Below are 26235 nucleotides of genomic sequence, written 5' to 3'. Positions count from 1 at the left end.
CCGCTCCGCCGCCCGCCACACTGGATCTCCAGGTGACGGCGAGGGGAGCGGGCGAATGCGATTTTCCCGGAGGTTCGTGCTGACGGCGGCGGCCGCGATGGTGCTCGGGGGAGGGGCGGCGTCGGCGGCCGCGGCGGATTCGCCGGACAGTTCGTTGTGGAAGCGCACCGAGCTGTACTTCGGCACCTCGAAGCCCGGCGGCGGCGAGGTGAGCGAGAAGGAGTTCGCGGACTTCTCGGCCAAGGACATCACGCCGCGTTTCCCGGACGGCTTCACCCAGCTCGAGGGCACCGGTCAGTGGCGGTCCGGCGGCGGCGCGGTCGTCCGGGAGCGTTCGATCGTGCTCGTCGTGCTGTATCCGCCGACGAATCAGCACGCGAACGGCGACCTCGAACAGATCCGCACCGACTACAAGCACCTGTTCGATCAGGAATCCGTGCTGCGGACCGATTCCACCGCGCGCGTCTCGTTCTGAGCGCGGTTCCACCCGAGCAGCAGCAACGGCGTCGCCAGCATCAACGCGCCCGCCAGCCCGAGTGCGCCGCGCGTGCCCATCCACGTCGCGACCAAGCCCCACAGCAGCGTCAGGCCAGCGGTGCTGGCGCTGCCGCTGATCCGCCACGCGGACAACATCCGGCTCACGTACCCGTCTTCGGTTTCCTCGAGCCGGTACGTCGCGAGGACCGTGTTGTACGCCGCCGCGCAGATGATCAGGCCGAACTCCACCGCCATCACCCAGAACAGCCCGCCGGTCCCGGGCGGCACGAACGCCAGCAGCACGACCCAGCACGTCCGGACCGTGGCGAGGATCGGCAGCAGCCGCACCCGGCCGTAGCGGGGGACCAGGCGGCGGGCGAGCCGGGAACCGACCAGGCCGCCGAGGCACGGGACGCCGAACGCGAGTCCGTACTGCCAGGTCGGCAGGCCGAGTTCGCCGAGCAGCAGCACCGCCAGGACTGGCGAGGTGGCCATGATCAGACCGTTGACCAGGCAGGAGTTGAGGAACAGCATCCGCAGCCGGGCGTGCCGGAAGAGGTAGCGCCAGCCTTCGACGAGGTCCGCGGCGCGGAAGGGGGCGGGGCGGGCTGGTTTGGGCTCGCGGGTGCGGATCGTCGAGAGGGAGAACGCGGACAGCAGGTAGCTGAACGCGTCGAGAAGCACAGTGGCCAGCGGGCCGAAGAACCCGATCGCCGCACCGCCGGCGGGCGGGCCGAGAGCGGTCGCGGTCCAGAGCGTGGTCTCGAACCGGCCGTTCGCGGCGAGCAGGTCTGGACCACGCGCGAGTGATTTCAGATACGCCCCGCTCGCCGACGTGAACGCGATGTTCGCCGCGGCCACGAGCACCGATACCGCCACGAGCTGGGCGAACGTCAGCAGGTCCAGCAGGTACGCGGGCAGCAGCGTGAGCAGGGCGGCGAACCGGACGAGGTCCATCGCGATCAGCACGGGTCGTTTTCGCCGGAATTCGACCCACGGACCGAGCGGGAGCGCGGCCAGCGAACCCGCCGCGAGCCCGGCTCCGGCCAGCAGCGACACCTGTCCGGCACTGCTGTGCAGCACCCGGACCGCGATGATCGAGAAGGCGTCGAGGGCGAAGTAGGTGCCCGCGACGCTGACCGCGTACGCGAGCCACAGCCGGTGAAAGTCCTTGCCCAGCGCCAAATCCGTCCCCCTCGTTCAGCCGGGCAGCCAACCATCCGCCCGCGCCGGTGGCAAACAACCGCGCGCACAACCGGTGGTTGTCGCCACCGCAACGGTCCCCCGCGCGCAGGTCACCCGTGCCGACTCGCGACAATGGACCGCGAAGGCGTCAGGCGCGAGAAGGGACATCACGTGCGGGATCTGGTCGAGATCGGCATGGGCCGCACGGCGCGGCGGGCGTATGACCTCGATGACGTGGAGATCGTGCCGTCGCGGCGGACGCGGTCGTCGTCGGTGGTGTCCACCGCGTGGCAAATCGACGCGTACCGGTTCGACCTGCCGCTGGTCACCCACCCGACGGACGCGATCGTGTCGCCGGGGACAGCGGTGGCGATCGGCGAGCTGGGCGGCCTCGGCGTGCTCAACGCCGAAGGGCTGTGGGCCCGGCACGCGAACGTCGAGGAGGCGATCTTCCGCCTCGTCCGCGCCGCCGAGGACAGCGAAGACCCGGCCGCGGTCGTGCGCGAGCTGCAGGAGCTGCACTCCGCGCCGATCCGGCTCGACCTGCTGACCGAGGCGATCAAGACGGTCCGCGAATCCGGTGTGACGGTCGCCGCGCGGGTGAGCCCGCAGCACGCCGCCGAGCTGACCCCGGACCTGATCGCCGCGGGCGTCGAGATCCTGGTCGTGCAGGGCACGATCATCTCCGCCGAGCACGTCCAGCGCGACGCGGAACCGCTCAACCTCAAGGAGTTCATCGGCCGCCTCGACGTGCCGGTGATCGCGGGCGGCGTGAGCGACTACCGCACCGCCATGCACCTGATGCGCACCGGCGCGGCGGGCGTCATCGTCGGCCACGGCTACACCGACGGCGTCACCAGCACCGACCGCGTGCTCGGCATCGGCACCCCGATGGCGACGGCGATCGTGGACGCGGCCGCCGCGCGCCGCGACTACCTGGACGAGACCGGCGGCCGCTACGTGCACGTCCTCGCCGACGGCGGCATCACGACGTCCGGCGACATCGCGAAGGCGATCGCCTGCGGCGCGGACGCGGTCATGCTCGGCGCCCCGCTGGCGACCGCGTCGGACGCCCCGGGCCAGGGCCTGTACTGGACCGCCGCGGCGGCGCACCCGTCGCTGCCGCGCTCCCGCGTGGTGGCCGGCCCGGACTCGGACTACGCGGTGGACCTGAAGACGCTGCTGTTCGGCCCGTCCTCGGACGCGGAGGGCGTGGTGAACCTGTTCGGCGCGCTGCGTCGCGCGATGGCCAAGACGGGGTATTCGGACCTGAAGGAGTTCCAGCGCGTCGGGCTGACCGTGCGCGGCTGAGGCACTCGCGGAAAAGGCCCCCTTCGCGGGGGCCTTTTTTGTGCCCGCAGGTCCGAAGCGCGCCAGCCTCCGTTATGCTTTCGTTATCTTTGGAGTTCGGTGTCGCGCCTGAAGGGTGAGCGGATGGCACTGCTGGGGGAGTCCGCGCCGACCTGGTGGCTCGGCGGCATCGTGGTGGGCAGCCTGCTGATCCGGCTGCTCGCGCTGGTCGTGGCGTTGCGCGGCACGACTCCGGCGGAGCGGCCCGCCATCATCCGGGCGCTCGGGGAGCTGTTCCGGTTCGCGCCGCGGCGCAAGACCCGATGAGGTAACTCGTCAGTAACTTAACTCTGGCCTGGCGGCTCCCCGGGGGTTACCCTCTTTCCTGTGACTGCCAGTAACACCACCACCGCGCGGCAAGAACCCGACTACGACGTCCTCGTGGTCGGTTCCGGGTTCGGCGGCAGCGTCGCGGCGTTGCGGCTGACCGAGAAGGGCTACCGCGTCGCGGTGGTCGAGGCGGGCCGGCGCTTCGCCGACGACGAGTTCGCCAAGACGTCCTGGGATCTCAAGCGCTACCTCTGGGCCCCGCAGCTCGGCTGTTACGGCATCCAGCGCATCCACATGCTCAACGACGTGATGGTGCTGGCCGGCGCTGGTGTCGGCGGCGGTTCGCTGGTCTACGCGAACACGCTGTACCGCCCGCTCAAGCCGTTCTACCAAGACCGGCAATGGGCGCACATCACCGACTGGGAAAGCGAACTCGCGCCGCACTACGACCAGGCCAGCCGCATGCTCGGCGTTGTCACGAACCCGACGATCACGCCGTCCGACGTGGTGATGCGGGACGTCGCGAAGAAGATGGGCGTCGAGGATTCGTTCCACGCCACGCCGGTCGGGGTGTATTTCGGCAAGCCGGGCGAGACGGTGAAGGATCCGTTCTTCGGCGGTGCCGGGCCGGACCGGGTCGGGTGCACCGAATGCGGTTCGTGCATGACCGGCTGCCGGGTCGGCGCGAAGAACACGCTGGTGAAGAACTACCTGTACCTCGCGGAAAAGGACGGCGCACAGGTCATCCCGCTGACCACGGTGACGTCGGTGCGCCCGCGCGGCGACGGTTACGAGATCACGCTGCAGAAGACCGGCACGCGTTCGCGGCGGTTCCGGACCACGGTCACCGCGGCGCAGGTGGTGTTCGCCGCGGGCACCTGGGGAACGCAGAACCTGTTGCACCGCATGAAGGACACGGCCGCGCTGCCGAAGCTGTCCGCCAAGCTAGGCGAGCTGACCCGGACGAACTCCGAGGCGATCATCGGCGCGGCGCGGACCACTGTGGACCCCGAACGGGACTTCAGCCGCGGCGTCGCGATCACGTCGTCGATCCATCCGGACGAGAACACGCACATCGAGCCGGTGCGGTACGGCAAGGGCAGCAACGCGATGAGCCTGCTGCAAACCGTTGCCACCGACGGGTCTTCCAGCGTTCCGCGCTGGCGGCAGGCGGTCACGTTCCTCGTCAAGCACCCGGTGCAGTCGGCGAAACTGCTGAACGCGTACCGGTGGAGCGAGCGCACGGTGATCCTGCTGGTGATGCAGAGCCTCGACAATTCCATCACCACCTACACCCGGCGCGGTCTGTTCGGACGGCGGAAGTACACGTCGAAACAGGGCCACGGCGAGCCGAACCCGAGCTTCATCCCGGCCGGGCACGAGGCGAACGTCCTTACCGCGGAACGGATCGGCGGCATGCCGGGCGGCACCTGGGGCGAGGTTTTCGACATCCCGCTCACCGCGCACTTCATCGGCGGCGTGCCGATCGGCGACAGCGCCGACACCGGGGTCATCGACCCGTACCACCGGGTCTACGGCTATCCCGGACTGTCCGTTGTGGACGGTTCGGCGATCACCGCGAACCTCGGGGTGAACCCGTCGCTTACCATCGCCGCGCAGGCCGAGCGGGCGTTCTCGTTCTGGCCCAACAAGGGCGAGGCCGACGAGCGGCCGGAGCAGAGCAGCGGGTACGCCCGGGTGGAGCCGGTCGCGCCGAAGAACCCGGCGGTTCCGGCGAACGCGCCCGCGGCACTGCGCCGCTGACCTAAGATCGTCCGGTGACCACTGCGGCGCTGGACCGGATCCGGGAACTGCACGACGAATGGGCACGAGTCGCCGAGGCGATGCCTGCCTCGGCGTTCGGCGAGCCGAGCGCGCTGCCGGGCTGGACGCGCGCGCATCTGCTCACCCACCTCGCGCGTAATGCCGATGCCCTCGGCAACCTGCTGACCTGGGCGGAAACCGGGGTCGAGCGGTCGATGTACGGCCCGGGCAACGCGCGGGACGACGACATCGAGGCCGGTGCTGGCCGTGCTCCGGCGGAAATCGTGGCCGACCTGGTGGCGGCCGGGAAGCGCCTGACCGACCACGCCGCACGGCTGTCGGACGAGGTGTGGGCAGCGCCGGTCCGGCACCGGCACGGCGGCGAGCTGACCGGCGCGGACGTGCTCACGTTGCGGCTTTCCGAGACCACGATCCACCTCGCCGACCTCGACGCCGGCCACGATTTCGACAGTGCCACCGCGTTGCTCGGCGAGCATCTCGAAGCGGTGATCGGGACGCTGATCCGGATGTGCCCGCGCCCGCTGCCCTCGTTCCGCATCACCGACGGCGTCCGCACCTGGACCCTCGGCGAAGGCGGCGACCTCGTCACCGGAACGCCGGGCGCGGTGCTGGCTTGGCTGACCGGTCGCGGCGACAGTTCCGCGCTTTCCGGGCCGGTGCCGGAGATGGCCCCGCTGATCTGACTCAGCTGGCCTGGCGGGCGGCGGCGAGTTCGTCGTCGCCGCCGACGATGCCCAGTTGTTGCAGGATGGCGAGCCGGTCGGTCTGGATGTCGAGTTCGGCGATCCGCCCGTCAGTCACCCGCGCCAGGACGAAACCGCGCCACGTTCCGCTTTTGCCGGTCGCGAAGCCTCTGCGGTAGTAGCCGGTGTTGGTCGCGGTGAGCGTCACCGTGGCCGCGACCTGGTCGTCTTCGGCGAGCAGTGAATCGACGTCGACGCACAGGTCCGGGAACGCGGTCAGCATCTGCGTCCAGCCGGTGCGGAAGGCGGCGAGCCCGCCGGTCGGCGCGTCGACCACGACCGGACCGGATTCGGTGACGTCCTCGGCCACGACGGTGTCCAGTTCGGCGAGGTCGTGGCTGTTGACGATGGCGAGAAAACGGCGCAGGACGGTCTTGGGGTCGGTCATGGCTCCTCGATTCTTACACTGTAAGAGACGAGGACAGTGGTACCTTACGGCGTAAGAAACGTCAAGGGGGACCAGTGTCCGATCGGAGGGCTCGGCCGCGCGCCGGGCTGACCAGGGAGCGGGTCGTGGACGCCGCGCTCGCGTTCGTGGACGAGCACGGCATCGCCGCGCTGTCGATGCGCAAGCTCGGCGCGGAACTCGGCGTGGAGGCGATGACCCTCTACCACTACGTGCCGAACAAGGAAGCGCTGTTCGACGCGCTGGTCGACCGGCTCGTCTCGGCGCTGGCCGGGGTCGAGCCGGAGCCGGGGGAGCCCGGCCAGCAGTGGCTGGGCCGGGTCGCCCGCGCGTACCGGGAGCAGTTGCTCGCGCATCCGGGCGTGCTGCCGCTCGCCGCGACCCGTCCCGCGGTCAGCCCGGAGTCGTTGCAGGTGATCGAAACCGCATTGCGGCTGCTGGAGTTGCCGCCGGCGCGCGGACTCGACATGGTGAACGCCGTGATGACCTTCGTCCTCGGCCACACGCTCGCCGAGGCAGGCCGTACGCCCGGCGCGAAGTCCGATGTGGACAGTCTCGCGCACCTTGACGAGGACCGCTTTCCGCTGCTCGCGCAAGCCCTGCGGGACGGGGCTCGGCATGCCGAGCGGTTCGAATTCGCCCTTCGGGCATTACTCGCTGGACTTTTCGCAACCCATTCACGGTCTGAGGCGTCTGAATGAACATGACACTGGGGAGAAGGACGTTCCTGCGCGCCGCCGGGTTGACGGCGGTGGGCGCGGTGGCCGCGGCCTGCACGGCGAAACCGGGACCGTCGGTGCCGCAGACCAGCCCGACGACGAGAACGTCCGTACCGCCGAGCACCAGCTCGAAGCCGTCCGGGCCGCCGGACTGGAACGCGTTGCGCGGCAAACTCTCCGGCGACCTCGTGCTTCCTTCCGACGACGGATTCGCCACCGCGAAGCGGGCGTTCAATCCGCTTTTCGACGGACACAATCCCGCTGCGGTAGCGAAATGCGCGAAGCCGGAGGACGTGCAGGCGTGCGTCGAAGCGGCCGGCGGCCGGGTTCCGCTCGCCGCGCGCAGCGGCGGGCACAGTTATGCCGGGTACTCCGCGCCGGACGGCGGGCTGGTGCTCGACGTCGGCGGGATGGCCGGTGTCGACGTGCAGGGCGACCAGGTGGTGATCGGCGCGGGCGCGAAACTCGGCGACGTCTACTCGGCGCTCGCGAAGGCCGGTCGTTGCCTGCCCGCGGGTTCGTGCCCGACCGTCGGCATTGCCGGGCTCGCGCTCGGCGGCGGAATCGGCGTGCTGACCCGCAAATACGGCCTGACCTGCGACCGGCTGCAGTCCGCGCAGATCGTCACGCCGGACGGCAAACTGCGCACGGTGAGCGCGCAAGCGGACGACGACCTGTTCTGGGCACTGCGCGGCGGCGGGGGCGGAAACTTCGGCGTGGTCACGTCGTTCACCTTCACCACGGTGGAAGCGCCGACCGTCACGGTGTTTTCGCTGAAATTCCCGTCCGGTTCGGCGAGCGACGTGGTCGACGCGTGGCAGCGCTGGTTGCCGAGCGCCCCGCCCGAACTGTGGTCGAACTGCGTGGTTTCCGGCGGCCCGAGCGGAGCCTGCCGGGTCGGCGGGGCGTTCGTGGGCAGTTCGGCGGGCCTGACGTCGGCGCTCAGCGGATTATCGGTGACGCCGTCCAGTCGCACGATGAAAACCCTCAGCTACGGCGCGGCGATGAACTATTTCTCCGGCAGTTCCGAACGGCAGACCTTCGTGGCGTCGTCGCGCATCATCACCGATCCGGTCGACGGCGGGAAGATCGCCGATCTCGCTTCCGGGCACAAGGGAATGGACCTGCTCATCGACGGCCTCGGCGGCGCGGTCGGCGACATCGCGCCCACCGCAACGGCATTCCCGCACCGGAAAGCGCTGGCCAGCATTCAGGTCTACGCCCCGGCGACGGCGAGCAGCCAGGACACCGCCCGCAAGTCCGTGTCCACTGTGGTCGCTGGACTGGCGGACGCGGGCGCGCGCGGCGGCTACGTGAACTACATCGACCCAGACCTGCCGGACTGGAAGTCGGCCTACTACGGCGACAACGCGGCCCGGCTGGACCAGGTGGCGAAGAAGTACGACCCCAACGGGGTTTTCAAGTTCGCTCAGTCTGCTTGAGGCGGGGGCCAGACGTAACGCACGTCTGGCTCACCCTCTTCATTTCGCTGCCCGTCGGTGTATTCGACGGCGACGAAACCGTGGCGGCGGTAAAACCGTTGTGCTGGCTCGTTGACCTGGAATGTCCACAGGGTCAGCCCGCCGGGGCGGAGCTGTTTGGCCAAGTCGACCAACTGGTCGCCGATTCCGCGGCCGCGCCACGGAGGGTCGAGATAAAGCTGTGCCAGTTCCGCGCCGTCGAGCACGAGCAGTCCGACCACAGTGGACTCGGCGACCGCGACCCAGGTTTCCTGCTGCGGCACCACGACATTCGCGAACCACCAGCGCACGGCGTCGTCATCGTGGGCGCGGCGAACTGTTGGCAACGCGGCGGAGAACGACCGCAGCCACACGCCGGCGATGTCGCGTGCGTCCGCGGCCGTTGCGTGCCGCAGGTCCACTGTGGTCAGAGGTCGACCCCGGTGAAAACCGTGACTCGTTCCTCGGTTAGGTCGTTCATCGCCGACAGCACTCCCTCGCGGCCGACGCCCGATCCCTTCACGCCGCCGTACGGCATCTGGTCCGCGCGGTACGACGGCACGTCACCGATGATCACGCCGCCGACCTCCAGTTCCGCTGACGCGTGGAAGGCCAGCTGCACGTCACTGGTGAAAACCCCAGCCTGCAGTCCGTATGCGGACGCGTTAACCGAAGCGAAAGCCTCGTCCACACCATCCACAATGGACAAAGCGAGCACAGGTCCGAAGATTTCCTCCGACCAGGCCTTGGCATCCGCGGGCACGTCGGTCAGCAGAGTCGGCGCAACCGTTGCGCCCGAACGGGTTCCGCCGGTCAGCACCCGGGCACCACCGGCCACGGCTTCCTCGACCCACTCGATGATCCGTTCCGCGGCCGCCTCGTCGACGACCGGGCCGACGTCGGTGTTGCGGTCGTACGGATCACCGGTCTGCTGCGCCTCGACGGCCTCGGTCAGCGCGGGCACGAACTCCTCCGCGATCGCCGCGTCCACGATCACCCGCTGCACCGCGATGCAGGACTGGCCCGCCTGGTAGTTCCCGAATGTCGCGATCCGTTGCGCGGCGCCCTCGACGTCCGGCCAGTCGCGCAGCACAACCGCCGCGGCGTTGCCGCCCAGTTCGAGCACCACGTGCTTGCGCGCCGCCGCGTCCGCGATCGACCAGCCGACCGGGCCCGAACCGGTGAACGAAACCACCGGCAGCCGCGGGTCGGCGACGAGCGCTTGCGTCTCCTCGTTTCCCAGCGGCAGCACGGAAAACGCGCCTTCCGGCAGGTCGGTCTCGGCGAGCAGTTCGCCAAGCACCAGCGAGGACAACGGCGTACGCGGGGCAGGCTTGATGATGATCGGCGCGCCGACCGCGAGCGCGGGCGCGACCTTGTGTGCCACCAGGTTCAGCGGGAAGTTGAACGGCGCGATCCCGAGCACCGGTCCGCGCGGCACCCGGCGGGTCAGCGCGAGCCGGGCGTCTCCGGACGGATCGGCGTCGAGCCGTTGCATGTCGCCGCTGAACCGGCGAGCCTCCTCGGCCGCGATCCGGAACACCGACACCGCGCGCTTCACCTCGGCCTCGGCCCACTTCAGCGGCTTGCCGTTCTCGGCCGTGATCACCTCGGCGAGTTCGTCGGCCCGCATCGCGATCCCGCGCGAAACCTGCTCCAGCGCGGCCGCGCGCTGATGCGCAGGAGTGCGCCGGAACTCCTTCGCGACCGAGGCCGCCGCGGCCACCGCCCGTTCGACCTGGTCAGCGCCGGGCACCGCGACCGTCGCCACTTCGCTGCCGTCGAACGGGTGGTGCACCACGAGGGTGCTCGCGCCCTGCTCAGCCTGACCGGCGATCCACGCGGCCCGCGGCTGTGGGGTGATCGTGTCCATGGGCTCAAGGTATTAGGGAGCGCCAGGCCCGGCACGCCGGACTCGGTCCTTCGATTGTGGCTTCTGTCCTGGCGTCGAGATGACATTTGTCGGGGGTCTCAGGCACCCGCCCGGCATATCGTTCGGCCCATGACGAACTCCGTGGCCTCTCGTTGGACCGAAAGCCCGTCGCGGGCCTTCTTCGCGCGGGTCGGAACACCGCGCCGTCCGGTGCTGACCGGCGCGGTGTTCCTCGTGACCGCAGTAGTGCTCGTTGCCCAGCTGGCGGATCCGGCGCTCTTCGACCGCTTCAAGCGCGACGCCACCGCGATCGACGCCGGAGAGTGGTGGCGGCTGCTGACCGGCATGTTCTTCCAAGACGGCAAGATTTTCGGCGGGATTTTCAACCTGCTCGCCCTCGCCGCGGTCGGCACCTTCGCGGAATGGTGCCTCGGCCGGGTGTCCTGGTTCGTCCTGTACTTCGGCTGCGGACTGTTCGGCCAGTACCTCAGCTACGTCTGGCTGAACCCGGTCGGGGCGGGCAACTCGATGTGCGTCGCCGGGCTGCTCGGCGCGCTCGCGGTCGTGGTGTGGCGGGCACGCGAGGCCGAGCCGCCGCAAGCGCTCTACCGCGCCGCGCTGCTGATCGTGCCGCTGGCGGTGCTCGACACGGTGCTGCACGACAACCACGGCATGCCCGCGCTGCTCGGCATCGCGCTGGGGCTGCTGGTCACCGGTTTCGGTAAAGGTCGCGCAGCAGCAGGATCTCCGCGCAGTGGTGGATCATCTCTCGGTTGATGTGCAGGACGAGCGCGGCCATCGACAGCTCCGCGTACGGGCCTTCAGCGGGACCGCACGGGCGTGCCAACGCTTCGGCGTCGAGGCTGCGTACGCCGGCGATCCAGGTCGCGTACGCGTCGTCGAGCTGCTTCAGCGCTTCGTCGGCAGTGCCCGCGTACGGGAAGTCCTGATAGGACACCGGCGGTCCGCCGAAGTGCGACGCGGAGCGCATGCCCAGCACGCCGGGGATGATGTGGGCCAGCCGCCACGCGATGGTGGTCACCGGCGGCGGAGTCGGCTCCGGGAACGAGAAATCGACCGTGAAGTCGCCGGTGCCCGGGTCGTTCTCGCTCGTGCGGGGGTGCACCGTCCAGCAGTCCGCGACCGGCTGCCAGAAGTACTCGTCGTCGGTCAGTCCCTCCAGCTTCGGGCGCACGTGGTGCTGCCAGTGCCAGTCGAGTTGCTCGGTCAGTTCGTTGGTCCAGTCGTTGGTCATGCGGGAACGGTAAGCCGGTTCGCGGACAGCGGCTGTCCTCATTACGGGGCCATTGCCGACGTGACGGGGCCCACCTGGGACGATGGTGGCAAAAGCGCTGATACCTGGAGGTCTTGGGTGGCCACTCCCACCGGTCCGGTACTCGTCATGGACTTCGGGGCGCAGTACGCGCAGCTGATCGCCCGTCGCGTGCGCGAGGCGCAGATCTTCTCCGAGGTCGTGCCGTCCAGCGCGACCGTCGAGGAGCTGCTCGCCAAGAACCCGTCCGCGATCATCCTGTCCGGCGGCCCGTCGAGCGTGTACGCCGAGGGCGCCCCGGCGATGGACCCGAAGCTGGTCGAGGCCGGCGTGCCGATCCTCGGCATCTGCTACGGCCACCAGCTGCTCGCCCGCGCGCTCGGCGGCGTCGTCGAGCCGACCGGCGTGCGCGAGTTCGGCCGCACCGACGTGCGGATCGTCGGCGAGGGCGGCGTCCTGCACACCGGGCTGCCCGATCACCAGACGGCGTGGATGAGCCACAACGACAGCGTCACCAAGGCACCCGAGGGCTCGGTCGTCACGGCCAGCTCCGACGGTGCCGAGGTCGCCGGGTTCGAGGACGTCGAGCGGCGCTTCGCGGGCGTGCAGTACCACCCGGAGGTGGCGCACTCGCCGCACGGCCAGGAGGTGCTGCGCCGGTTCCTGTACGAGATCGCCGGCGTGCGGCCCGGCTGGACCACTTCGTCCATTGTGGACGAGCAGGTCGCCGCGGTCGCCGCGCAGATCGGCGAGGGACGGGCCATCTGCGGCCTGTCCGGCGGCGTTGACTCCGCGGTCGCCGCGGCACTCGTCCAGCGGGCCATCGGCGACCGGCTGACCTGCGTGTTCGTCGACCACGGCCTGCTGCGCGCGGGGGAGCGCACCCAGGTCGAGCGCGATTTCGTGGCCGCGACCGGCGTCAACCTGGTCACCGTGGACGCGCGCGAGCGGTTCCTGAACGCGCTGGCCGGCGTCACCGACCCGGAGCAGAAGCGCAAGATCATCGGCCGCGAGTTCATCCGCGTGTTCGAGCAGGCCGAGCGCGACCTCAAGGCGCAGGGCGACTACCGGTTCCTCGTGCAGGGCACGCTGTACCCGGACGTCGTCGAATCCGGCGGCGGCGAGGGCACCGCGAACATCAAGAGCCACCACAACGTCGGCGGCCTGCCTGACGACCTGCAGTTCGAGCTGGTCGAACCGCTGCGGCTGTTGTTCAAGGACGAGGTCCGCCGGGTCGGGCTCGAACTGGGGCTGCCGGAGACGATCGTGCAGCGCCAGCCGTTCCCCGGGCCGGGCCTCGGCATCCGGATCATCGGCGAGGTGACCGCGGACCGGCTGGAGACCCTGCGCGAGGCGGACGCGATCGCCCGCGAGGAACTCACCGCGGCCGGGCTGGACCAGGAGATCTGGCAGTGCCCGGTGGTGCTGCTCGCGGACGTCCGCAGCGTCGGCGTCCAGGGCGACGGCCGGACGTACGGCCACCCGATCGTGCTGCGCCCGGTGTCGTCGGAGGACGCGATGACCGCCGACTGGACGCGGCTGCCGTACGAGGTGCTGGAGCGGATCTCGACCCGGATCACGAACGAGGTGTCCGAGGTCAACCGCGTGGTGCTGGACGTGACGAGCAAGCCGCCGGGCACCATCGAGTGGGAATGACGTGAAAAAACGGGGCCCGGAAATGTCCGGGCCCCGTTTTTTGTGTCTCAGGGCCGTCGTTTGCGGAACGACGCGCCGAGCATCAGGATCCCGCAGAACACCGCGCCGCCCGCGATGATCCAGCGGAAGTCGAAGGTCGGCAGCCAGCTCGAGCCGTCGGTGAGGACGTAGCCGGACACCAGCAGCGTCGCGACCCCGACGACCAGCGTGATCCAGTCGACCCCGCGGCGGCGAGCCGGGGCTTCGGGCTCGTCGTAGGAGTAAGGGTTCTCAGCCACGGCGCACCTCCACCTGGCCCACGCCGTTGGTGACGTGGAGCGTGATCTTCTGTCCGCCGACGTTGTCGTCGCCGTTGTCGGTCCCGGTGATAGCCGGCTGGCCGACGCCGTTGGACGTGCGGTTCAGGCAGTCGACCTCACCGGCGCTGTTCTCGCAGGTGAACGTCACGTCCGCGGTGCGGGGCACGATGACCTCGGTGTTTCCCGCGCCGTTGGAGACCGTGGTGGTGATCGGCTCGCTCGCGGCCAGCTGGGTCAGGTCGATCTTCATGTTGCCCGCGGTGTGCCGGTAGACCGGCTGCAGTTCGGCCACCGTACGCGGAGTGGCGGACAGGTCGCCGACGCCGCCGCGCACGTCGAGGTTGTCGAACGTGCTGGTCGTGAGCACCATCCCGGCGACCGACAGCGGAATCGCGAGCCCGATCAGACCGCGTGCGCCGCGAGCGAACGCCCCCGCCACGAGCCCGACGCCCAGCACGGCGAGCGTCATGCCGATGATGTGCCGCAGCGAGAACCAGTCGAACCCGTTCAGCGCGAGCGCGACGCCAACGCCGGCCACGATCACCGCGACCCCGAACGTGGCAGCCCCGATCTTGGACCGTCGCACGCAGGGCTTAGGGGAGTCGTTGTAGTCGCCGGTCGGAGGCGGCGGGGGTGCCGGCGCCGCCGGATCGGGCAAATCCCAGCCCGCCGGGTCGGCGGCCAGCGGATCCCAGCCCGGTGCCGCCGCCGCGGGAGTCGGGGTGTCGCTGTTCATCGTGAAAGCTCCGGTTCCGGAAGCGGTTCCGTCCGCCGCGAACGCGACGACCGGCGCCGGTCGGTTGTCCTGCCCGCGGGTGCGATGCAGGAGATAAAGGCACGTGGCGAGCAACGCGAACCCGATCAGGCCGCCGCCGTCGAACCAGCCGCCGCCGAACGTCCACCCGACAACCGGAATCACCGCGACCGTGAGCACGGCCGCGAAGGCCTTCGTCATGCTCGACTGCCCGCGCCCGATCAACGCCTCGAAGCCGGAAACCTCGTCGCCCTCGGAGGGGAAGAACAGCCAGCCGAGCAGGTAAAGCACCAGCCCGAACCCCCCGAAAACGGTCGCCGCCGCCAACGCGACCCGAATCACCACCGGATCAATCCCGTAGCGATCCCCCAGCCCAGCCGCGACCCCAGCAACCTTCCGACCCGAGTGCGGCCGCCGAGGCCTGCTGGCCCAGAAGTCCTTGACGGTCTCCTCGAACCCGTTCAGGGGGTTCGTACGGGGAGGCCGCACGTCGTTCGCACCACTCATGCTTCACAGCATGGTCGATGGAGTGGGGCGGCACATCGGGGAAGGTCCCTGAGGTTATCCCCGAGATGCGGCCCTGGCGTGGCGCGGTTGTGGGGCTTTGCGCTGACCGGCCGGCGGAAGGAGCCAGAGACCTCGCGGGGAGCGGGAAGTTCAGCTCCGGGGAAGCCGCTTGTCCAAGGCAGTCGCGACGTCCTCGGCCTTCTTGCAAGCGGCCGCAGTGTCGTCGCCGATCAATACGATCACCAAGGCGCGTGCGTTGGGTCCGACTTCCATGCCTATCTGGCATCCGCCTGGTGAGCCCAGTAGATCCCGTTGCTCGATGAGCTTTCGGCCGTCAACGTTTCCTTCGTGCGCCGAGTTGGGGTTCTGGATGTTGTCTGTGTACTTTTGACCATTTTGCAGTGCGATGCCGACCTCGGCCGCTGGGTCCTTGGCGGCGTTGTCGGATGTTTTCTCCGACCGGCAGCTTCGCTTGGAGTCGGCGACGGAGGGCGTTGCCGGCGGGAATCCTTGGCCGGCCAGGATTTGGTCGACCAGTTGACATTGGTTCAGCGAAGCGAATGGATTGTCGGAGCTGGAGGCCGGACTGCTGGCTGGTGCGAGCGTTGATGCGGTTGGCGTTGCTGCGCCGTTGACGGGGTTGCCGCACGCTGCTGTGCCGACTATGGCCAGTGTGATGCTGAGTGCCCGAGTTGCCCGGCGATTCCTGGCCACGAATCTCCAGTTCTTGTGCGGTCGGCGAGCCTCGGGTTCCCATGCCCGCGGTGCGAGGGAGGGTCAGCCCTTGGGAAGGAGCGGGTCCAGTTTGGTCGCCAGGTCCTCCGCGGTCTTGCAGGAAGCGGCAGTGTCATTTCCGCCGGTCACGGTGATGATCGCGCGAGAACTGGTCTGGACCGACATGGATATCGTGCACTGGCCGGCTGCCCCCAGTTCGGCGGGATCTTCGACGAACTTCCGGTCGCCGAGGCTTCCGCTGCGAGCTTGTGCGGTGTTCTTGACGTCGCTGTCGTAGCGCTGTTCCTCTTGCAGGAGCAGTCCCACGTTGGTGGCGTTCAAGCCGCCGCTGGATTTTTGGGTGACGCAGGCTTTGCGTTCTTGTGCGATAGAGGGTTTCGCTGGGGGGTAGCCTGCCCCGCTCAATATTTGATCAAGCAGGGCGCACTGGTTTCGGGCTGCGAAGGGGTTTCCCGCGGAAGCGGGCGGAGCCGAACCGGTTGAGGGAGGTGTTCCGCTGGCCTGTGCTGAGCCGTTTACCGGACTGTCGCATGCGGTGAGCGCCAGTGCGGCTGCACCTGCCAGCAGGAGGACGGTAGAGGCACGGGATGTTTTCACTGATTGTCGAGTTTCTTGTTGAGCTCGGCGAAGGACAATGAATGCGCGCTTTCGGTTTCTTGGTAGTTTTTCCGTGCGATGTCGAGCGCCTGCTGTGCGGCGACAACTGCTTCCTGCATCAGTATGAGGTTGGGCAGCATTCCCTCTTGCGGGTGGCTTGCTACTGTGACATTGAAGTCGGCGACGGATCGAGCGTAGTTGAAATTTCCCATTTCTGCGGCTCGGCCAAGAAAGGACGCTTGGCCCATAAAATCGTTTAAGACTTTGAGGAAGTAGTCGCACGCCTTCATGTACGCGGTGAACCCCTCCTCGTTCACTGCGAAGGATCCGTTCTGCGCCAAGGTCTTCAGCGTGTTCCCGGCCGTCTTCATCTTCTGCGCGGCCTCATGACTGCCCGGCCCTTCGGTTAGCCCGGCCAGGAAGTCGTTGCCCGCAGTGCCCGCGGAGGGAGAGCTGCCGGTCGAAGGCTTCTTGTCCCAGACGATTTCTGCCATCGGTTGCTCCTAGATCTGCGCGGGGGAAGGAATCAGCCGCCGAGAACCGGGGGAGTGATCTTCTCCCCGTCTGGTCCTCGTTCCGGCTTGACCTCGAAGACCTCGTCCGGATCGACCTGTGTCGGGATCTTGTTCTTGTGTTCCTTGTCCTCTTCCTTCTTCTTCCCGGCACCCGCCGCCCCAGCGCCAGCACCCGCCGCACCCGGCTTTCCGCCCTTTCCAGCGTTCGCGGCAGCGGTAGCTCCGCGCTCAAGGCGTTCGGCGGCGCCCTTGCCGCCGGACTCGCCGGGCTTCCCGGAACCGCCCGAGCCAGCACCGCCGGTCACTCGGCCACCGGCACCGCCCCGGCCGGCACCGCCGCCCGATCGGCTGCGCGGCGTGTCCTCGCCGGAGCTCCCGGCACCGCCTCCGCCTCCGCCCAAAGCGAGCCCCTCCGGAGAAAGCCGCCCGCCGATGCCCGGAGTGGTCCGGAGGTTGTTCCCGCCCCCTGGCACCGCAGGGTTGCCGAGCGGCCCAGTCCCGGTGTTGATCCCCGGCCCAGGGCTGTAAGGAACACCCGGAGGATTGCCGCCTCCCCCAGGCGGTATGGAGTTCATCGCAGGACCGCCGAGCGGCGGATTCGTACCCGTGAACCCATTCGCCGGACCACCAGTCACCGGACCGGGCCCGCCAGGACCGGCATAAGGTCCGCTGGAAGCCCCGCCCGGAACAGTCACCGGGGCGGCGCTGCTCGCATGAGTGCTGTCGTTGTTCATCTGCGGCGGCGGCGAGTAAACCGGCTGCGTAGTAGAAGTCTCGTGGTACGTCGTGTCCAACCCGTGCATCACCTGGACCGCCTGCTGGTGCGCGGCGTCGGCCTGCTGCTGCTTGGCCGCCACGTCGCCCATCGCGATCACGCCCTGCAGCGGGTTGCCGTTCTGGAACTGCTCCGTCGCCTTGGCCATCTCGGCCTTCTGGTCGAATCCGGTCGGCTCCGGCATGTTCTTGTGCGCGTAATCGGCCGCCGCGGACTGCTGGGAGTAGCGGTTCGATACCAGTTGCATCGCGCTGCCGGTTTTTTCCGTATGGTCCGCCGTGCTCTGGAAGAACGAATGCGCCTGCGCAGCGGCCGCGCCCTGCCACTCGGCTCCAGCGGTGTCGGCGGCGTCGCGGAACTGGTTGGACGCCTCTGCGAGCAAGTTGCCGTAGATGTTCGTGACGCGGCTGCGTTCGTCGATGTCCGCGAAGTTCAAGCCCTCGTTGACCATTTTGTGCAGGTCTTCGTGGCTGTACGACGCGTAATTCGCGTCCGGCGCCGGCGCGTCCCCGCGGGTCTGCTGGCCCTGGAGCAGCTGCTGGCCCTGCTGGACCGAGTACTGCGAGGCAGCCCGTTCAGTCGCGGCGCGCGTCTCCGGCGAGTCCTCGCCGGCTGCGAAGATCTGGTTCACGTTCTGCGTCCGGGCGTAGTAATCGCCTGCGGACTCGACGTGTTCCGCGCGATGCTGCTCGGTCATCCGGCCTCCCCGCCCCGTGTACGCACTGTGATCGCTCGCCCCCTGCATCGTACCGAGTCCCGGCAGGCGGCAGGGAGGTTCGCGGAATTTCCTCACCGGCGGCCATCTGGGGGAGTGGATCAGGGCCTTCCCCGATGTCCGGGCCGCTCCCGCGTGTGACGATGGGACTCGTGCAGGACTTTCTCGACATCAGTGCCCCGGGGCGGGTTTCCTCGACCGCCGAGGAGCCCTCGGCACTCGTGTCCGCCCAGGCGATGGAGGTCGCCGAACCCGAATCGCGGCCCAAGATGTACCGGCGGCGCTCCGGGCGGGCCGTCGCGGGCGTCGCGAGCGGGCTCGCCGATCACCTCGGGGTTCCGGTCGTCTGGGTCCGCGTCGTGTTCGCGTTGCTGGCCGCGCTCAACGGGGCCGGCCTGCTCGCCTACGGCCTGCTCTGGGTGTTCGTCCCGCAGAGCGCCGAGGAAACCGAAACCGCGCCCAAGGCCCGCGACCGCCAGCAGGCGTACGGGCTGATCGCGCTCGGCATCGGGCTCGCGATCGCCAGCAGCACGCTCACCGGCGCCATCCGCGGCTGGGTCGCGGTGCCGCTCGCGCTCGCCGCGCTCGGTGCGGCGGTCGTCTGGCGGGAGGCGGACGAGTCGCAGCGGCGGCGCTGGCGCGTCGGGGCCCGCGACGGGCTGGTCGGCGAGGGCGGCAGGCTCGCGGCGTTCGTCCGGATCCTCGCCGGGGTCGCGCTGGTGGCCACCGGCATCGGCTTCGTCGTGTTCGCCAGCGGCGACTTCGACCAGGTCAAATTCGCCCTGATCGCGGTGCTCGCGACCCTGATTGGCGTCGCCGTCCTCACCGTCCCGTTCTGGCTGCGGCTGGTCCGCGACCTCGGCGAGGAACGGCAGGCCCGCATCCGCACCGACGAACGCGCTGAAATCGCCGCGCACCTGCACGACTCCGTCCTGCAGACCCTCGCGCTGATCCAGCGCCAGGCCGACCAGCCCGCCGAGGTCGCGCGCCTCGCCCGCGGCCAGGAACGCGAGCTGCGCGGCTGGCTGTACGGCCCCGGCGGCTACGGCAAACCCAGCGACAAACGGACCAAGGAAGAGGAAGAAGGCACCCGCCAGCAACTGTCCGAGGCGCTGGCCGCGGCGTGCGGCGAGGTCGAGGACCAGTTCGCGATCTCGGTCGGCCAGGTCGTGGTCGGCGACGCCGAGCTGAACCCGCCGCTCACCGCGCTGGTGCAGGCCGCGCGCGAGGCGATCGTCAACGCGGCCAAGCACGCCGGCGTCGCCGAGGTCAGCGTGTTCGCCGAGGTCGAACCCACCGAGGTCACCGTGTTCGTGCGCGACCGGGGCAAGGGCTTCGACCCGGACGTCGTGCCCGCCGACCGGCACGGCCTCGCCGACTCGATCCGCGGCCGGATGGAACGCCACGGCGGCACCTGCAAGCTGCGCACCGCACCCGGCGAAGGCACCGAAGTCCAGCTCGCCATGCCGGTGAAGGCGGCCAAAGGGGTGGCATGACCTCGCTATGCTCGGGGGCAGGCGAAGCGAGGGAGTGGGCAGTCGTGACGGAAAGCCAGCGGGAACCGGTCAAGGTCTTCCTCGTGGACGACCACGCGTTGTTCCGCGCGGGAGTGCGCACGGAACTCGATTCGATCACCGACGAGGTGCAGGTGGTCGGCGAGGCCGGGTCGGTCGCGGAAGCGGTCGCCGGCATCGCGCGCACGCGTCCGCAGGTCGTGCTGCTCGACGTCCACATGCCCGACGGCGGCGGCGCCGAGGTGCTCCGCCGCGTGCGCCCGGAGCTGCCGGATGTCGTGTTCCTCGCGCTGTCGGTCTCCGACGCCGCCGAGGACGTCATCGCGGTGATCCGCGCCGGCGCGCGCGGGTACGTCACCAAGACGATCTCGTCGAAGGAACTCGTCCGCGCGGTGGTCCGGGTCGCCGACGGCGACGCGGTGTTTTCCCCGCGCCTGGCCGGTTTCGTCCTCGACGCCTTCGCCGACCGTCCCGGGTCCGCGCCGATCAACGACCCCGAACTGGACCTGCTCACCCCGCGCGAGCGCGACGTCCTGCGCCTGCTCGCCCGCGGTTACGCGTACAAGGAAATCGCGTCCGAGCTGTTCATCTCGGTGAAGACGGTCGAGACGCACGTGTCGAGCGTCCTGCGCAAGACCCAGCTGTCGAACCGCTACGAGCTCTCCCGCTGGGCCTCGGACCGCCGTCTCGTCTAGGCCGGAGTCAGTTCTTCTTCCGGGGTCACGGCCGGTTTGCGCTGCAACCGCGTCAACGCGACGCCGAGCAGCACCACGACCATGCCCGCGATCACGCGCAGGTTCAGCTGCTCGTGCAGGAAAACCGCGCCCAGCAGCACCGACACCACCGGCAGCAGATAACCGACCACCGACGCGGCCACCGCGCCTTCACTCGCCAGCAGCTGGTAGTTGAGCGCGAACGCGATCCCGGTCGAACCGAGGCCGAGGATCACCACCGCGATCAGCGCGACCGGGCTCAGGTGCACCGGCGTCAGCCCGCCGAACGGCATGGCCAGCACCAGAAAACCCGTGGCCAGCAGCATCTGCCCGGCCGCGATCGCGTACGGCGAGGAGCCGGTGTTCGACAGGTACCGGCCTTCGTAGACGAAGGCGAACCCGTAGCTCGCCGCCGCGGCGAGGCACGCCAGCGCACCCCAGCTGAGCAGCCCGGACGCCTGCCACGGCGCGAAGATCAGCAGAATCCCGCCGAGCCCGATCACCAGACCGGCGATCCGCGTCGCGGTCATCCGGTTCGACACTCCGAGGAACGGGGCCGCCACGAGCACCCAGAGCGGAGTGGTCGAGTTCAGCACGCCGGTGATGCCGGAGTCCACGGTGGTCTCGCCGACCGCGAAAAGCAGGAACGGCAACGCATTGTGGAAGAACGCCGCGACGAGCAGATGCCCCCACGTGCTCCGTCGCGACGGCAGGCTCCGCCGCCCGATCAGGCACAGCGCCAGCAGCACCACGGCGCCCAGCACGAGCCGCGCGAGCACCAGCTGCACCGGGGAAAGCGCTTCAAGCCCGAGCTTGATCCAGAAAAAACTCGATCCCCACATCAACGCGAGCGCCGCGATCCTCAGCAGCGTCTTCGACTCGCCCACCCCAGGTTCCTCCTTTGCCTCGCTAGCCAGCTTCGCCGCGGCAAGGTGTAAGGACAAGCGAAAATAACTGCAGGGACAATTAAGCAAAGCTGTAGGATCGAGCCATGCTCGATGTACGGCGCATGCAGGTGCTGCGCGCGGTGATCACGAGCGGTTCGATCACTGCCGCGGCGAGGAATCTCGGCTACACGCCGTCGGCGATCAGCCAGCAGCTGGCGGTGCTCGAACGCGAAGCGGGCACGCCGTTGCTGGAACGCGTCGGCCGCGGTGTCCAGCCGACCCCGGCCGGGACGTTGTTGTCCGAACACGCCGAGACGCTCAGCGCGGAGCTAGCCCGAGCCGAGGCCGCGCTCACCGAGCTGAAGGAAGGCCGCACCGGCAAGCTCGCCATCCGCTACTTCGCCACCGCGGGCGCGACGATGGTGCCGTACGCGGTGGCCGCGCTGCGCCGCGAACACCCCGGCGTGTGGCTCGATCTCAAGCTCATCGACCCAGGCGATCCGCTCACCGAGGTCGAGGAAGGTCGCGCTGACCTGGCGATCATCGTGTACCCGCGGCCGTCGGAGCCGGGCCGGGGCATCGAGCTGGTGCCGCTGCTGGACGACCCGTACCGCGCGGTCCTGCCGCGGGCGCACCGGCTGGCTCGCAAACGCGTCCTCGACCTCACCGACCTCGCCGAGGAACCGTGGGTCGGCGTCGACCCGATTCCCGGCGCCTGCCGCGCGATCCTGGAAGGCGCCTGCGCGTCGGCCGGGTTCCATCCGAACGTCGTGGTCGAGTCCGAGGACTATCCGTCGGCGCAAGGGTTCATCGCCGCCGGGCTCGGCGTCGGGCTGGTGCCGGAGCTGGGGCTAGGCACTCCGCATCCGGGAGTGGTCGTGCGCCGGGTCCGCAATCCGCAGCCGAGCAGGCACATTCACGCGGCGGTGGCCGCACGGGTCGCGGGCAGCCCGGCCGTACAGACGTTCCTCGAAGCCATGCAAGAGGCGACCGAGAACGTCGCCTGACATCGGCTCAGACGAACAGCAGCTGCGAAACGCCGATCCCGATCAGGATCGCGCACAGGATCGCCGCGACGGTGAGGATGATCCGCCGCCGCGCCGCCGCCTTCTCCCGAACAGCCTGCGCGGACGCGGCCTGCTGCGCCGGAGTGGGCGTGTACCGGGCGGTCGGCTGCTGCATCGTCTGCTGCTGCATTGGCTGCGCCGGCGCGGGAGCCTGCGGCACCTGCTGGACCGGAAGCTGCATCAGCGGAGCCGGTTGCTGCGGCTGTTGTTGCGGCAGAATTTGCTGGGTCGGCTCCGGGACATTGGGCGGCTGCACGGGCAGCGGCCGCGACGCCGGAAGCGTCGGCAACGCAGGCGCGGTCGGCGGGATGAACGCGGTCTGCTCGCGTCCGACGGTGATCGCCTTCAACGCGTGCACGGTGTCGTCCATGGTCGGCCGGGCCGCCGGGTCGGCGCGCAGCATCTTCTGCAACGCCCCGGCGAGCGGGCCAGCGTTCTCCGGCGGTCGTTCCGGGGACTGGCCGTCGTCACCGAACGGCGGCACGCCCTCGACCGCCGTGTACAGCGTCGCGCCCAGCGAGAACACGTCTGCAGCTGCAGACGGAGGCGCGCCGCGCGTGACCTCAGGCGCCCGGTAAGCGGCGTGCGGACTGCCGCCGGTGATGCCGATGTCGGTCAGCTTGACGCTGCCGTCGTCCGCGAGCAGCACCGTGTTCGGTTCGAGCGTGCGGTGGACGATGCCCGCCGAGTGAATCGACGCCATCGCGTCGCCGAGCTGGATGCCCAGGAACGCGGCCTGCTCCGGAGTGAGCCGGCCGTGCTCGGCGAGGAAAACCGACATCCCGCGCGACGGGATGTACTCCATGACCAGCCACACGTCCTGGCCGTCGGGCAGCACGTCGTACACCGTGATCGCGCACGGATGATCGATCCGCGCCGCGGCCTTGCCCTCTTCCATCGCCATCGCGCGCGCCTGTTCGGCACGGTCCGGCGGCAGGCCGACGGGCAGGTACATGCGTTTGACGGCGACGGTCCGGAACAGCCGCGTGTCGAACGCGAGCCACACGATGCCCGCGCGTCCGCGCCCGATCGGCTGGTCGAGCCGGTACCGCTCGCCGACGATGCTGCCTTCTGAACTCAATGCTGTCCCTGAATCATCCGGTAGGCGACGGCGGCCCGCTGGTCTCGCTCGGCGTCTTCGTCGGTTCCTTGGAACCCGTCGGCTTCGTCGGCTTGGTGTTCTGCGGTTGGGACGTTTCCTGCGTCGGAGTGTCCTCCGCAGAAGTGGTCCGCCGCGAGTGCCGCGTCGACTGGGTCTCGCGGGTCGCGCTTTCCCGGGAAGACGTAGGCGGGGACGTAGTGGTTGCTTCCGAAGGCGGCTGTGTGACGGACGTCGGCGCGACCGCGGACGACGAAACGGGCGGCGCGGGCTGCGAAGCGTCCGGCGGATTGCCCGGAGTCAGCAGCCACACGCCGAGCGCGACCAGGCCGACGACCACGACGCCGCCGATGATCGCGGGCTTCTTCCACGCGCCGGGCTTCTCGTCCTCGTCGTCCTCGGGCGCGGTCTGCACGCGGGTCCGCGGCGCGGGGTCCTCGTCGTACGGATCGTCCTCGTAGTGGTCCGGCACCGGCACCGCGCGGGTGGCGGCGAGGCCGTTGCGGCTCGGGTCGCCGTAGAGCGGCGGCTCCTGGTGGTAGCCGTCCTGGTGGTAACCGCGGTCGTCGTAGTCGTCTTCCGGGTAGCCGGAGCCCGGCGGGTACGGGTCCTCGTCGTAGTACTGCTGTGCGCTCGGGTCGTACTGCTGGGTGACGCCCGGGTCGTCGAGCAGCGTGCCGGAGTGGCCGGCCTGCTCGTCGTCCGGATGCAGCAGACCAGCGGCTGCCGCGCCACCGGCTGCACCGAGCGCGGCCGCGCCGAGGGTGCCCGAGGACGAGGCCATCATGGTGTCGGCGTCCGGACCGCCGAGCGGGGTCTCGCCGCGTGCGACCGCGGCCAGCAGCTCCTCGCATTCGTCGGCGGTGGGCCGGTGCTGGGTCTCCGGGTGCAGCAGCACCGCGAGCACGCTCGCCAGCGGACCGGACTGCCGCGGCGGGTTGATCTGCCCCGCGGCGACCGCGTGCAGCAGGCTCAGCGTGTTCTCGGACAGGCCGAACGGCGGCTGTCCCTCGCAGGCGGCGTACAGCGTCGAGCCGAGCGAGAAGACGTCCGACTCGGGGCCGGGGTCGCCGCCGATCGCGACCTCGGGGGCCAGGTAGGCGGGGGTGCCCGCGATCATCCCGGTCTTGGTGACCGTGACGTCGTCCTTGGCCCGCGAGATGCCGAAGTCGGTGATCTTCACCGTGCCGTTGCCCGCGAGCAGGATGTTGCCCGGCTTGATGTCGCGGTGCACGATGCCGACCGCGTGCGCCTCGCGCAGGGCGGCGGCGATCTGCGCGCCGATCCGGGCGACCTCCATCGGCGGCAGGGTGCCCTTTTCCTGCAGCACCTGCGCCAGGCTGGTGGACGCCAGGTATTCCATGATCAGGCAGGGCTGGCCGTTGTCGTCGGTGACGACGTCGAACACGGTGATCGCGTTCGGGTGGTGCAGCCGGGCGGCGATCCGGCCCTCGCGCATGGTGCGCTGCCGGGCGTCCTCCGCCTCGTGGTTCTCCAGCCCGGGCTGGAGAAGAAGTTGCTTGATGGCGACCGTACGGCCCAGCACCTCGTCGTGGGCGCGCCAGACGGCCCCCATCGCGCCGGAACCGATTTTCCCGACGATCCGGTACCGGTCGGCGACCAGACGACCCTCGTCGCTCACGCGACCTCCCTTTGGGGCTCCGACTTCCCGGGGCGGGACTGTTCTACCCCAAAGGGGTGAGTTCGAACCCGCCGCAGCACCGGAGCGTAGGCACCTGCTGTGGACCGTGTGCCGGTTTTGCCGAGACCGACCCGTGACAAGGCTAGGCGCTCACTCTGCGCACACGCACGCGGCACACTTCGGCCGACCCGCCACAACCACGTTCGCGCAGGTCAGGAGTAGACCGCGGACAGGACGCGGGCCTGCGAGATCACATCCTGCTCGACGACGTCGAACAATTGGGTCACGCGCAAGAGGGTTCCGTCGGCCTGGTGGACCAGCGCCACGGCGAAGACCGAACCGTCGTCCTGGACGTGCAGTTCCTGGACGTCGATCGAGTCGGCACCGCTCCACGCACGGACCAGATCGCCGGTTTCGCCGCGCGCGGCGCTCGGGCTGAGCAGCGAAAGCGCGTTCTCCGGCTGGTGGTCGATCGAGGCGTAGAACTTGCGCACCGCTTCGAGCTTCACCGGATCCGGCGCGGCCGCGGACGAGGTGGCGGACTTCTTGTGCGATTCCGCCGAGGGGGCGGTGCTCGAGGAGGCGGACGACGAAGTGCCGGAAGTGGTTTCCGGAGTCGTGGCGCCCGAGTTCGACGGCGTGGTGGCCGTCGAGCCGGTGTGCTGGGACTGCGTCGTGCTTTCGCTCTGCCCCGACGTCGTGCCGCCGGACGAGTGGACCTTGCGCTGCTGCGGCACGGCCTGCCCGCCGAGCGCTGCCGCGCCGCTGAACCCGGCGGGCATCGCGGCTCCTCCGGCGACCGGCACGGTGGGCCGAGGGCCGCCGCTGAGCAGCGAGGCGGTGACGACGGCGCCGGCGACGAGCGCGCCCGCTCCGACGAGCCCGGCCAGCTTCGCGCGGCGGGCGAGCTTGCTTTCGGGCTCTTCGACGGGTTCCGCGGCCTGGGCGACCGGGCGGCGGGTGCGCGGCGGCAGGTACTTCTGCGGTTCGCGGAACACCTGCTCGAGATATTCGCGGTCGGCCTCGGCCACGTCCTCGAGCAGTTCCGGCGGGATCACGTCCTCGACGCGCACGGCGTCGGGTTCTCGCCGGGTTCGCTGCCGTTCAAGCACGAAAGTCCTCGCTCTGGGGGTTCGGGGCGGGACACGACACGGTGGCGGTGTCCCCGGGGCGGTCCGAGGCGATTCGTGGTCGGCCCGGACCTCGTAGTCGCCAGGTA

At 69.6% G+C, this 26235-nt stretch carries 27 protein-coding genes; 12 read left to right on the top strand and 15 right to left on the bottom strand.

The genetic code is table 11. From position 1 onward, the window contains the following. Positions 1-55 precede the first annotated feature (55 nt). A complete protein-coding gene (locus EIZ44_RS24750; RefSeq protein ID WP_037816208.1) occupies positions 56-475 on the top strand; it encodes a DUF3574 domain-containing protein in 420 nt (139 codons plus the stop codon). On the opposite strand, the gene EIZ44_RS24745 is transcribed toward EIZ44_RS24750, so the two are convergent. Next, positions 427-1662 carry an MFS transporter gene (locus tag EIZ44_RS24745; protein ID WP_134667650.1) on the bottom strand — a complete coding sequence of 412 codons (1236 nt, stop codon included), beginning with the start codon at positions 1660-1662 and terminating at the stop codon, positions 427-429. The genes EIZ44_RS24750 and EIZ44_RS24745 overlap by 49 nt on opposite strands. 171 nt (positions 1663-1833) lie before the next feature. Between EIZ44_RS24745 and EIZ44_RS24740 the strand changes: the two genes are divergently transcribed. The 4 genes from EIZ44_RS24740 (at position 1834) to EIZ44_RS24725 (ending at position 5750) form a co-directional block, all read left to right on the top strand. Further along, complete coding sequence (locus EIZ44_RS24740) at positions 1834-2973, top strand: GuaB3 family IMP dehydrogenase-related protein (RefSeq protein WP_037816435.1); 1140 nt, start codon at positions 1834-1836, stop codon at positions 2971-2973. A 123-nt stretch (positions 2974-3096) separates the two neighbouring features. After that, positions 3097-3279, top strand: a complete 183-nt coding sequence (locus tag EIZ44_RS24735) for a hypothetical protein (protein ID WP_134667649.1) — start codon at positions 3097-3099, stop codon at positions 3277-3279. A gap of 60 nt (positions 3280-3339) precedes the next feature. Next, on the top strand, positions 3340-5046 hold the full coding sequence (locus tag EIZ44_RS24730) for a GMC family oxidoreductase (RefSeq protein ID WP_134667647.1): 1707 nt from the start codon (positions 3340-3342) through the stop codon (positions 5044-5046). A gap of 14 nt (positions 5047-5060) precedes the next feature. Beyond that, the gene (locus EIZ44_RS24725) at positions 5061-5750 is read left to right on the top strand and encodes a maleylpyruvate isomerase family mycothiol-dependent enzyme (protein WP_134667645.1); all 690 of its coding nucleotides are present in this window, start codon (positions 5061-5063) and stop codon (positions 5748-5750) included. A 1-nt stretch (position 5751) separates the two neighbouring features. Here EIZ44_RS24725 and EIZ44_RS24720 read toward each other — a convergent pair whose 3' ends face one another. Beyond that, entirely contained in the window at positions 5752-6198 is a 447-nt protein-coding gene (locus tag EIZ44_RS24720; RefSeq protein WP_134731470.1) for an ester cyclase, read from the bottom strand. Between the two features lie 74 nt (positions 6199-6272). On the opposite strand from EIZ44_RS24720, the gene EIZ44_RS24715 reads away from it, so the two are divergent. Together EIZ44_RS24715 and EIZ44_RS24710 are read left to right on the top strand one after the other, a co-directional pair. Then, positions 6273-6917 carry a TetR/AcrR family transcriptional regulator C-terminal domain-containing protein gene (locus EIZ44_RS24715; RefSeq protein ID WP_134667642.1) on the top strand — a complete coding sequence of 215 codons (645 nt, stop codon included), beginning with the start codon at positions 6273-6275 and terminating at the stop codon, positions 6915-6917. Beyond that, positions 6914-8377, top strand: a complete 1464-nt coding sequence (locus EIZ44_RS24710) for an FAD-binding oxidoreductase (RefSeq protein ID WP_134731468.1) — start codon at positions 6914-6916, stop codon at positions 8375-8377. Before EIZ44_RS24715 ends, EIZ44_RS24710 begins: the two co-directional genes overlap by 4 nt. Here EIZ44_RS24710 and EIZ44_RS24705 read toward each other — a convergent pair. Together EIZ44_RS24705 and EIZ44_RS24700 are read right to left on the bottom strand one after the other, a co-directional pair. Then, positions 8365-8817 (bottom strand): GNAT family N-acetyltransferase, encoded by a 453-nt coding sequence (locus EIZ44_RS24705; RefSeq protein ID WP_240690856.1) that lies wholly within the window; start codon positions 8815-8817, stop codon positions 8365-8367. The two genes, EIZ44_RS24710 and EIZ44_RS24705, sit on opposite strands and share 13 nt — an antisense overlap. A 5-nt stretch (positions 8818-8822) precedes the next feature. Then, positions 8823-10268 carry an aldehyde dehydrogenase family protein gene (locus tag EIZ44_RS24700; protein ID WP_134731466.1) on the bottom strand — a complete coding sequence of 482 codons (1446 nt, stop codon included), beginning with the start codon at positions 10266-10268 and terminating at the stop codon, positions 8823-8825. 129 nt (positions 10269-10397) lie between these two features. Between EIZ44_RS24700 and EIZ44_RS24695 the strand changes: the two genes are divergently transcribed. Beyond that, positions 10398-11045, top strand: coding sequence for a rhomboid family intramembrane serine protease (locus EIZ44_RS24695; protein ID WP_043835207.1), 648 nt, complete (start codon positions 10398-10400; stop codon positions 11043-11045). On the opposite strand, the gene EIZ44_RS24690 is transcribed toward EIZ44_RS24695, so the two are convergent. Further along, a complete protein-coding gene (locus tag EIZ44_RS24690; protein ID WP_134731464.1) occupies positions 10978-11523 on the bottom strand; it encodes a DinB family protein in 546 nt (181 codons plus the stop codon). The genes EIZ44_RS24695 and EIZ44_RS24690 overlap by 68 nt on opposite strands. A 117-nt stretch (positions 11524-11640) precedes the next feature. Between EIZ44_RS24690 and guaA the strand changes: the two genes are divergently transcribed. Beyond that, positions 11641-13197: a glutamine-hydrolyzing GMP synthase gene (guaA, locus tag EIZ44_RS24685; protein ID WP_078870587.1), complete on the top strand. Its 1557-nt coding sequence runs from the start codon at positions 11641-11643 to the stop codon at positions 13195-13197. A 47-nt stretch (positions 13198-13244) separates the two neighbouring features. Here the strand turns inward: guaA and EIZ44_RS24680 are convergent, their stop codons facing one another. The 6 genes from EIZ44_RS24680 to EIZ44_RS24655 form a co-directional block, all read right to left on the bottom strand. After that, the gene (locus EIZ44_RS24680; protein ID WP_037816197.1) at positions 13245-13475 is read right to left on the bottom strand and encodes a hypothetical protein; all 231 of its coding nucleotides are present in this window, start codon (positions 13473-13475) and stop codon (positions 13245-13247) included. Further along, positions 13468-14757, bottom strand: a complete 1290-nt coding sequence (locus EIZ44_RS24675; protein ID WP_134731462.1) for a PspC domain-containing protein — start codon at positions 14755-14757, stop codon at positions 13468-13470. Before EIZ44_RS24675 ends, EIZ44_RS24680 begins: the two co-directional genes overlap by 8 nt. A gap of 150 nt (positions 14758-14907) precedes the next feature. Then, entirely contained in the window at positions 14908-15471 is a 564-nt protein-coding gene (locus EIZ44_RS24670; protein ID WP_134731460.1) for a DUF3558 family protein, read from the bottom strand. Between the two features lie 63 nt (positions 15472-15534). Further along, positions 15535-15813: a hypothetical protein gene (locus tag EIZ44_RS24665; protein WP_037368650.1), complete on the bottom strand. Its 279-nt coding sequence runs from the start codon at positions 15811-15813 to the stop codon at positions 15535-15537. 272 nt (positions 15814-16085) lie between these two features. After that, the gene (locus EIZ44_RS24660) at positions 16086-16583 is read right to left on the bottom strand and encodes a hypothetical protein (RefSeq protein ID WP_134731456.1); all 498 of its coding nucleotides are present in this window, start codon (positions 16581-16583) and stop codon (positions 16086-16088) included. Between the two features lie 32 nt (positions 16584-16615). Continuing rightward, positions 16616-18076, bottom strand: a complete 1461-nt coding sequence (locus EIZ44_RS24655) for a hypothetical protein (protein WP_134731454.1) — start codon at positions 18074-18076, stop codon at positions 16616-16618. Between the two features lie 161 nt (positions 18077-18237). Between EIZ44_RS24655 and EIZ44_RS24650 the strand changes: the two genes are divergently transcribed. Next, positions 18238-19590, top strand: a complete 1353-nt coding sequence (locus EIZ44_RS24650) for an ATP-binding protein (protein ID WP_439098617.1) — start codon at positions 18238-18240, stop codon at positions 19588-19590. 44 nt (positions 19591-19634) lie between these two features. Further along, positions 19635-20303, top strand: coding sequence for a response regulator (locus EIZ44_RS24645; RefSeq protein ID WP_009072456.1), 669 nt, complete (start codon positions 19635-19637; stop codon positions 20301-20303). Here the strand turns inward: EIZ44_RS24645 and EIZ44_RS24640 are convergent. Beyond that, complete coding sequence (locus EIZ44_RS24640) at positions 20300-21208, bottom strand: DMT family transporter (protein ID WP_037816193.1); 909 nt, start codon at positions 21206-21208, stop codon at positions 20300-20302. The genes EIZ44_RS24645 and EIZ44_RS24640 overlap by 4 nt on opposite strands. 104 nt (positions 21209-21312) lie before the next feature. On the opposite strand from EIZ44_RS24640, the gene EIZ44_RS24635 reads away from it, so the two are divergent. Beyond that, positions 21313-22215 carry a LysR family transcriptional regulator gene (locus tag EIZ44_RS24635; RefSeq protein WP_037816192.1) on the top strand — a complete coding sequence of 301 codons (903 nt, stop codon included), beginning with the start codon at positions 21313-21315 and terminating at the stop codon, positions 22213-22215. Positions 22216-22222: 7 nt separating this feature from the next. On the opposite strand, the gene EIZ44_RS24630 is transcribed toward EIZ44_RS24635, so the two are convergent. The 3 genes from EIZ44_RS24630 to EIZ44_RS24620 form a co-directional block, all read right to left on the bottom strand. Next, on the bottom strand, positions 22223-23356 hold the full coding sequence (locus tag EIZ44_RS24630) for a serine/threonine-protein kinase (protein WP_134731452.1): 1134 nt from the start codon (positions 23354-23356) through the stop codon (positions 22223-22225). Positions 23357-23369: 13 nt separating this feature from the next. Then, entirely contained in the window at positions 23370-25016 is a 1647-nt protein-coding gene (locus EIZ44_RS24625) for a serine/threonine-protein kinase (RefSeq protein WP_037816190.1), read from the bottom strand. 212 nt (positions 25017-25228) lie between these two features. Further along, positions 25229-26128 (bottom strand): hypothetical protein, encoded by a 900-nt coding sequence (locus tag EIZ44_RS24620; protein ID WP_037816189.1) that lies wholly within the window; start codon positions 26126-26128, stop codon positions 25229-25231. Positions 26129-26235 lie beyond the last annotated feature (107 nt).

It is taken from the genome of Amycolatopsis nivea, assembly GCF_004522235.1.
Classification (GTDB): Bacteria; Actinomycetota; Actinomycetes; order Mycobacteriales; family Pseudonocardiaceae; genus Amycolatopsis; species Amycolatopsis nivea.
Note: the sequence above shows the minus strand (reverse complement) of the source record. Positions and strands in the feature narration are given on the sequence as shown.

Coding starts and splice junctions, on each gene's coding strand:
- EIZ44_RS24710 (WP_134731468.1), top strand. CDS start 6,914: ATGAACATGACACTGGGGAGAAGGACGTTCCTGCGCGCCGCCGGGTTG.
- EIZ44_RS24690 (WP_134731464.1), bottom strand. CDS start 11,523: ATGACCAACGACTGGACCAACGAACTGACCGAGCAACTCGACTGGCAC.
- EIZ44_RS24650 (WP_439098617.1), top strand. CDS start 18,238: ATGGGACTCGTGCAGGACTTTCTCGACATCAGTGCCCCGGGGCGGGTT.
- EIZ44_RS24675 (WP_134731462.1), bottom strand. CDS start 14,757: ATGAGTGGTGCGAACGACGTGCGGCCTCCCCGTACGAACCCCCTGAAC.
- EIZ44_RS24660 (WP_134731456.1), bottom strand. CDS start 16,583: ATGGCAGAAATCGTCTGGGACAAGAAGCCTTCGACCGGCAGCTCTCCC.
- EIZ44_RS24700 (WP_134731466.1), bottom strand. CDS start 10,268: ATGGACACGATCACCCCACAGCCGCGGGCCGCGTGGATCGCCGGTCAG.
- EIZ44_RS24655 (WP_134731454.1), bottom strand. CDS start 18,076: ATGACCGAGCAGCATCGCGCGGAACACGTCGAGTCCGCAGGCGATTAC.
- EIZ44_RS24735 (WP_134667649.1), top strand. CDS start 3,097: ATGGCACTGCTGGGGGAGTCCGCGCCGACCTGGTGGCTCGGCGGCATC.
- EIZ44_RS24750 (WP_037816208.1), top strand. CDS start 56: ATGCGATTTTCCCGGAGGTTCGTGCTGACGGCGGCGGCCGCGATGGTG.
- EIZ44_RS24635 (WP_037816192.1), top strand. CDS start 21,313: ATGCTCGATGTACGGCGCATGCAGGTGCTGCGCGCGGTGATCACGAGC.
- EIZ44_RS24720 (WP_134731470.1), bottom strand. CDS start 6,198: ATGACCGACCCCAAGACCGTCCTGCGCCGTTTTCTCGCCATCGTCAAC.
- EIZ44_RS24695 (WP_043835207.1), top strand. CDS start 10,398: ATGACGAACTCCGTGGCCTCTCGTTGGACCGAAAGCCCGTCGCGGGCC.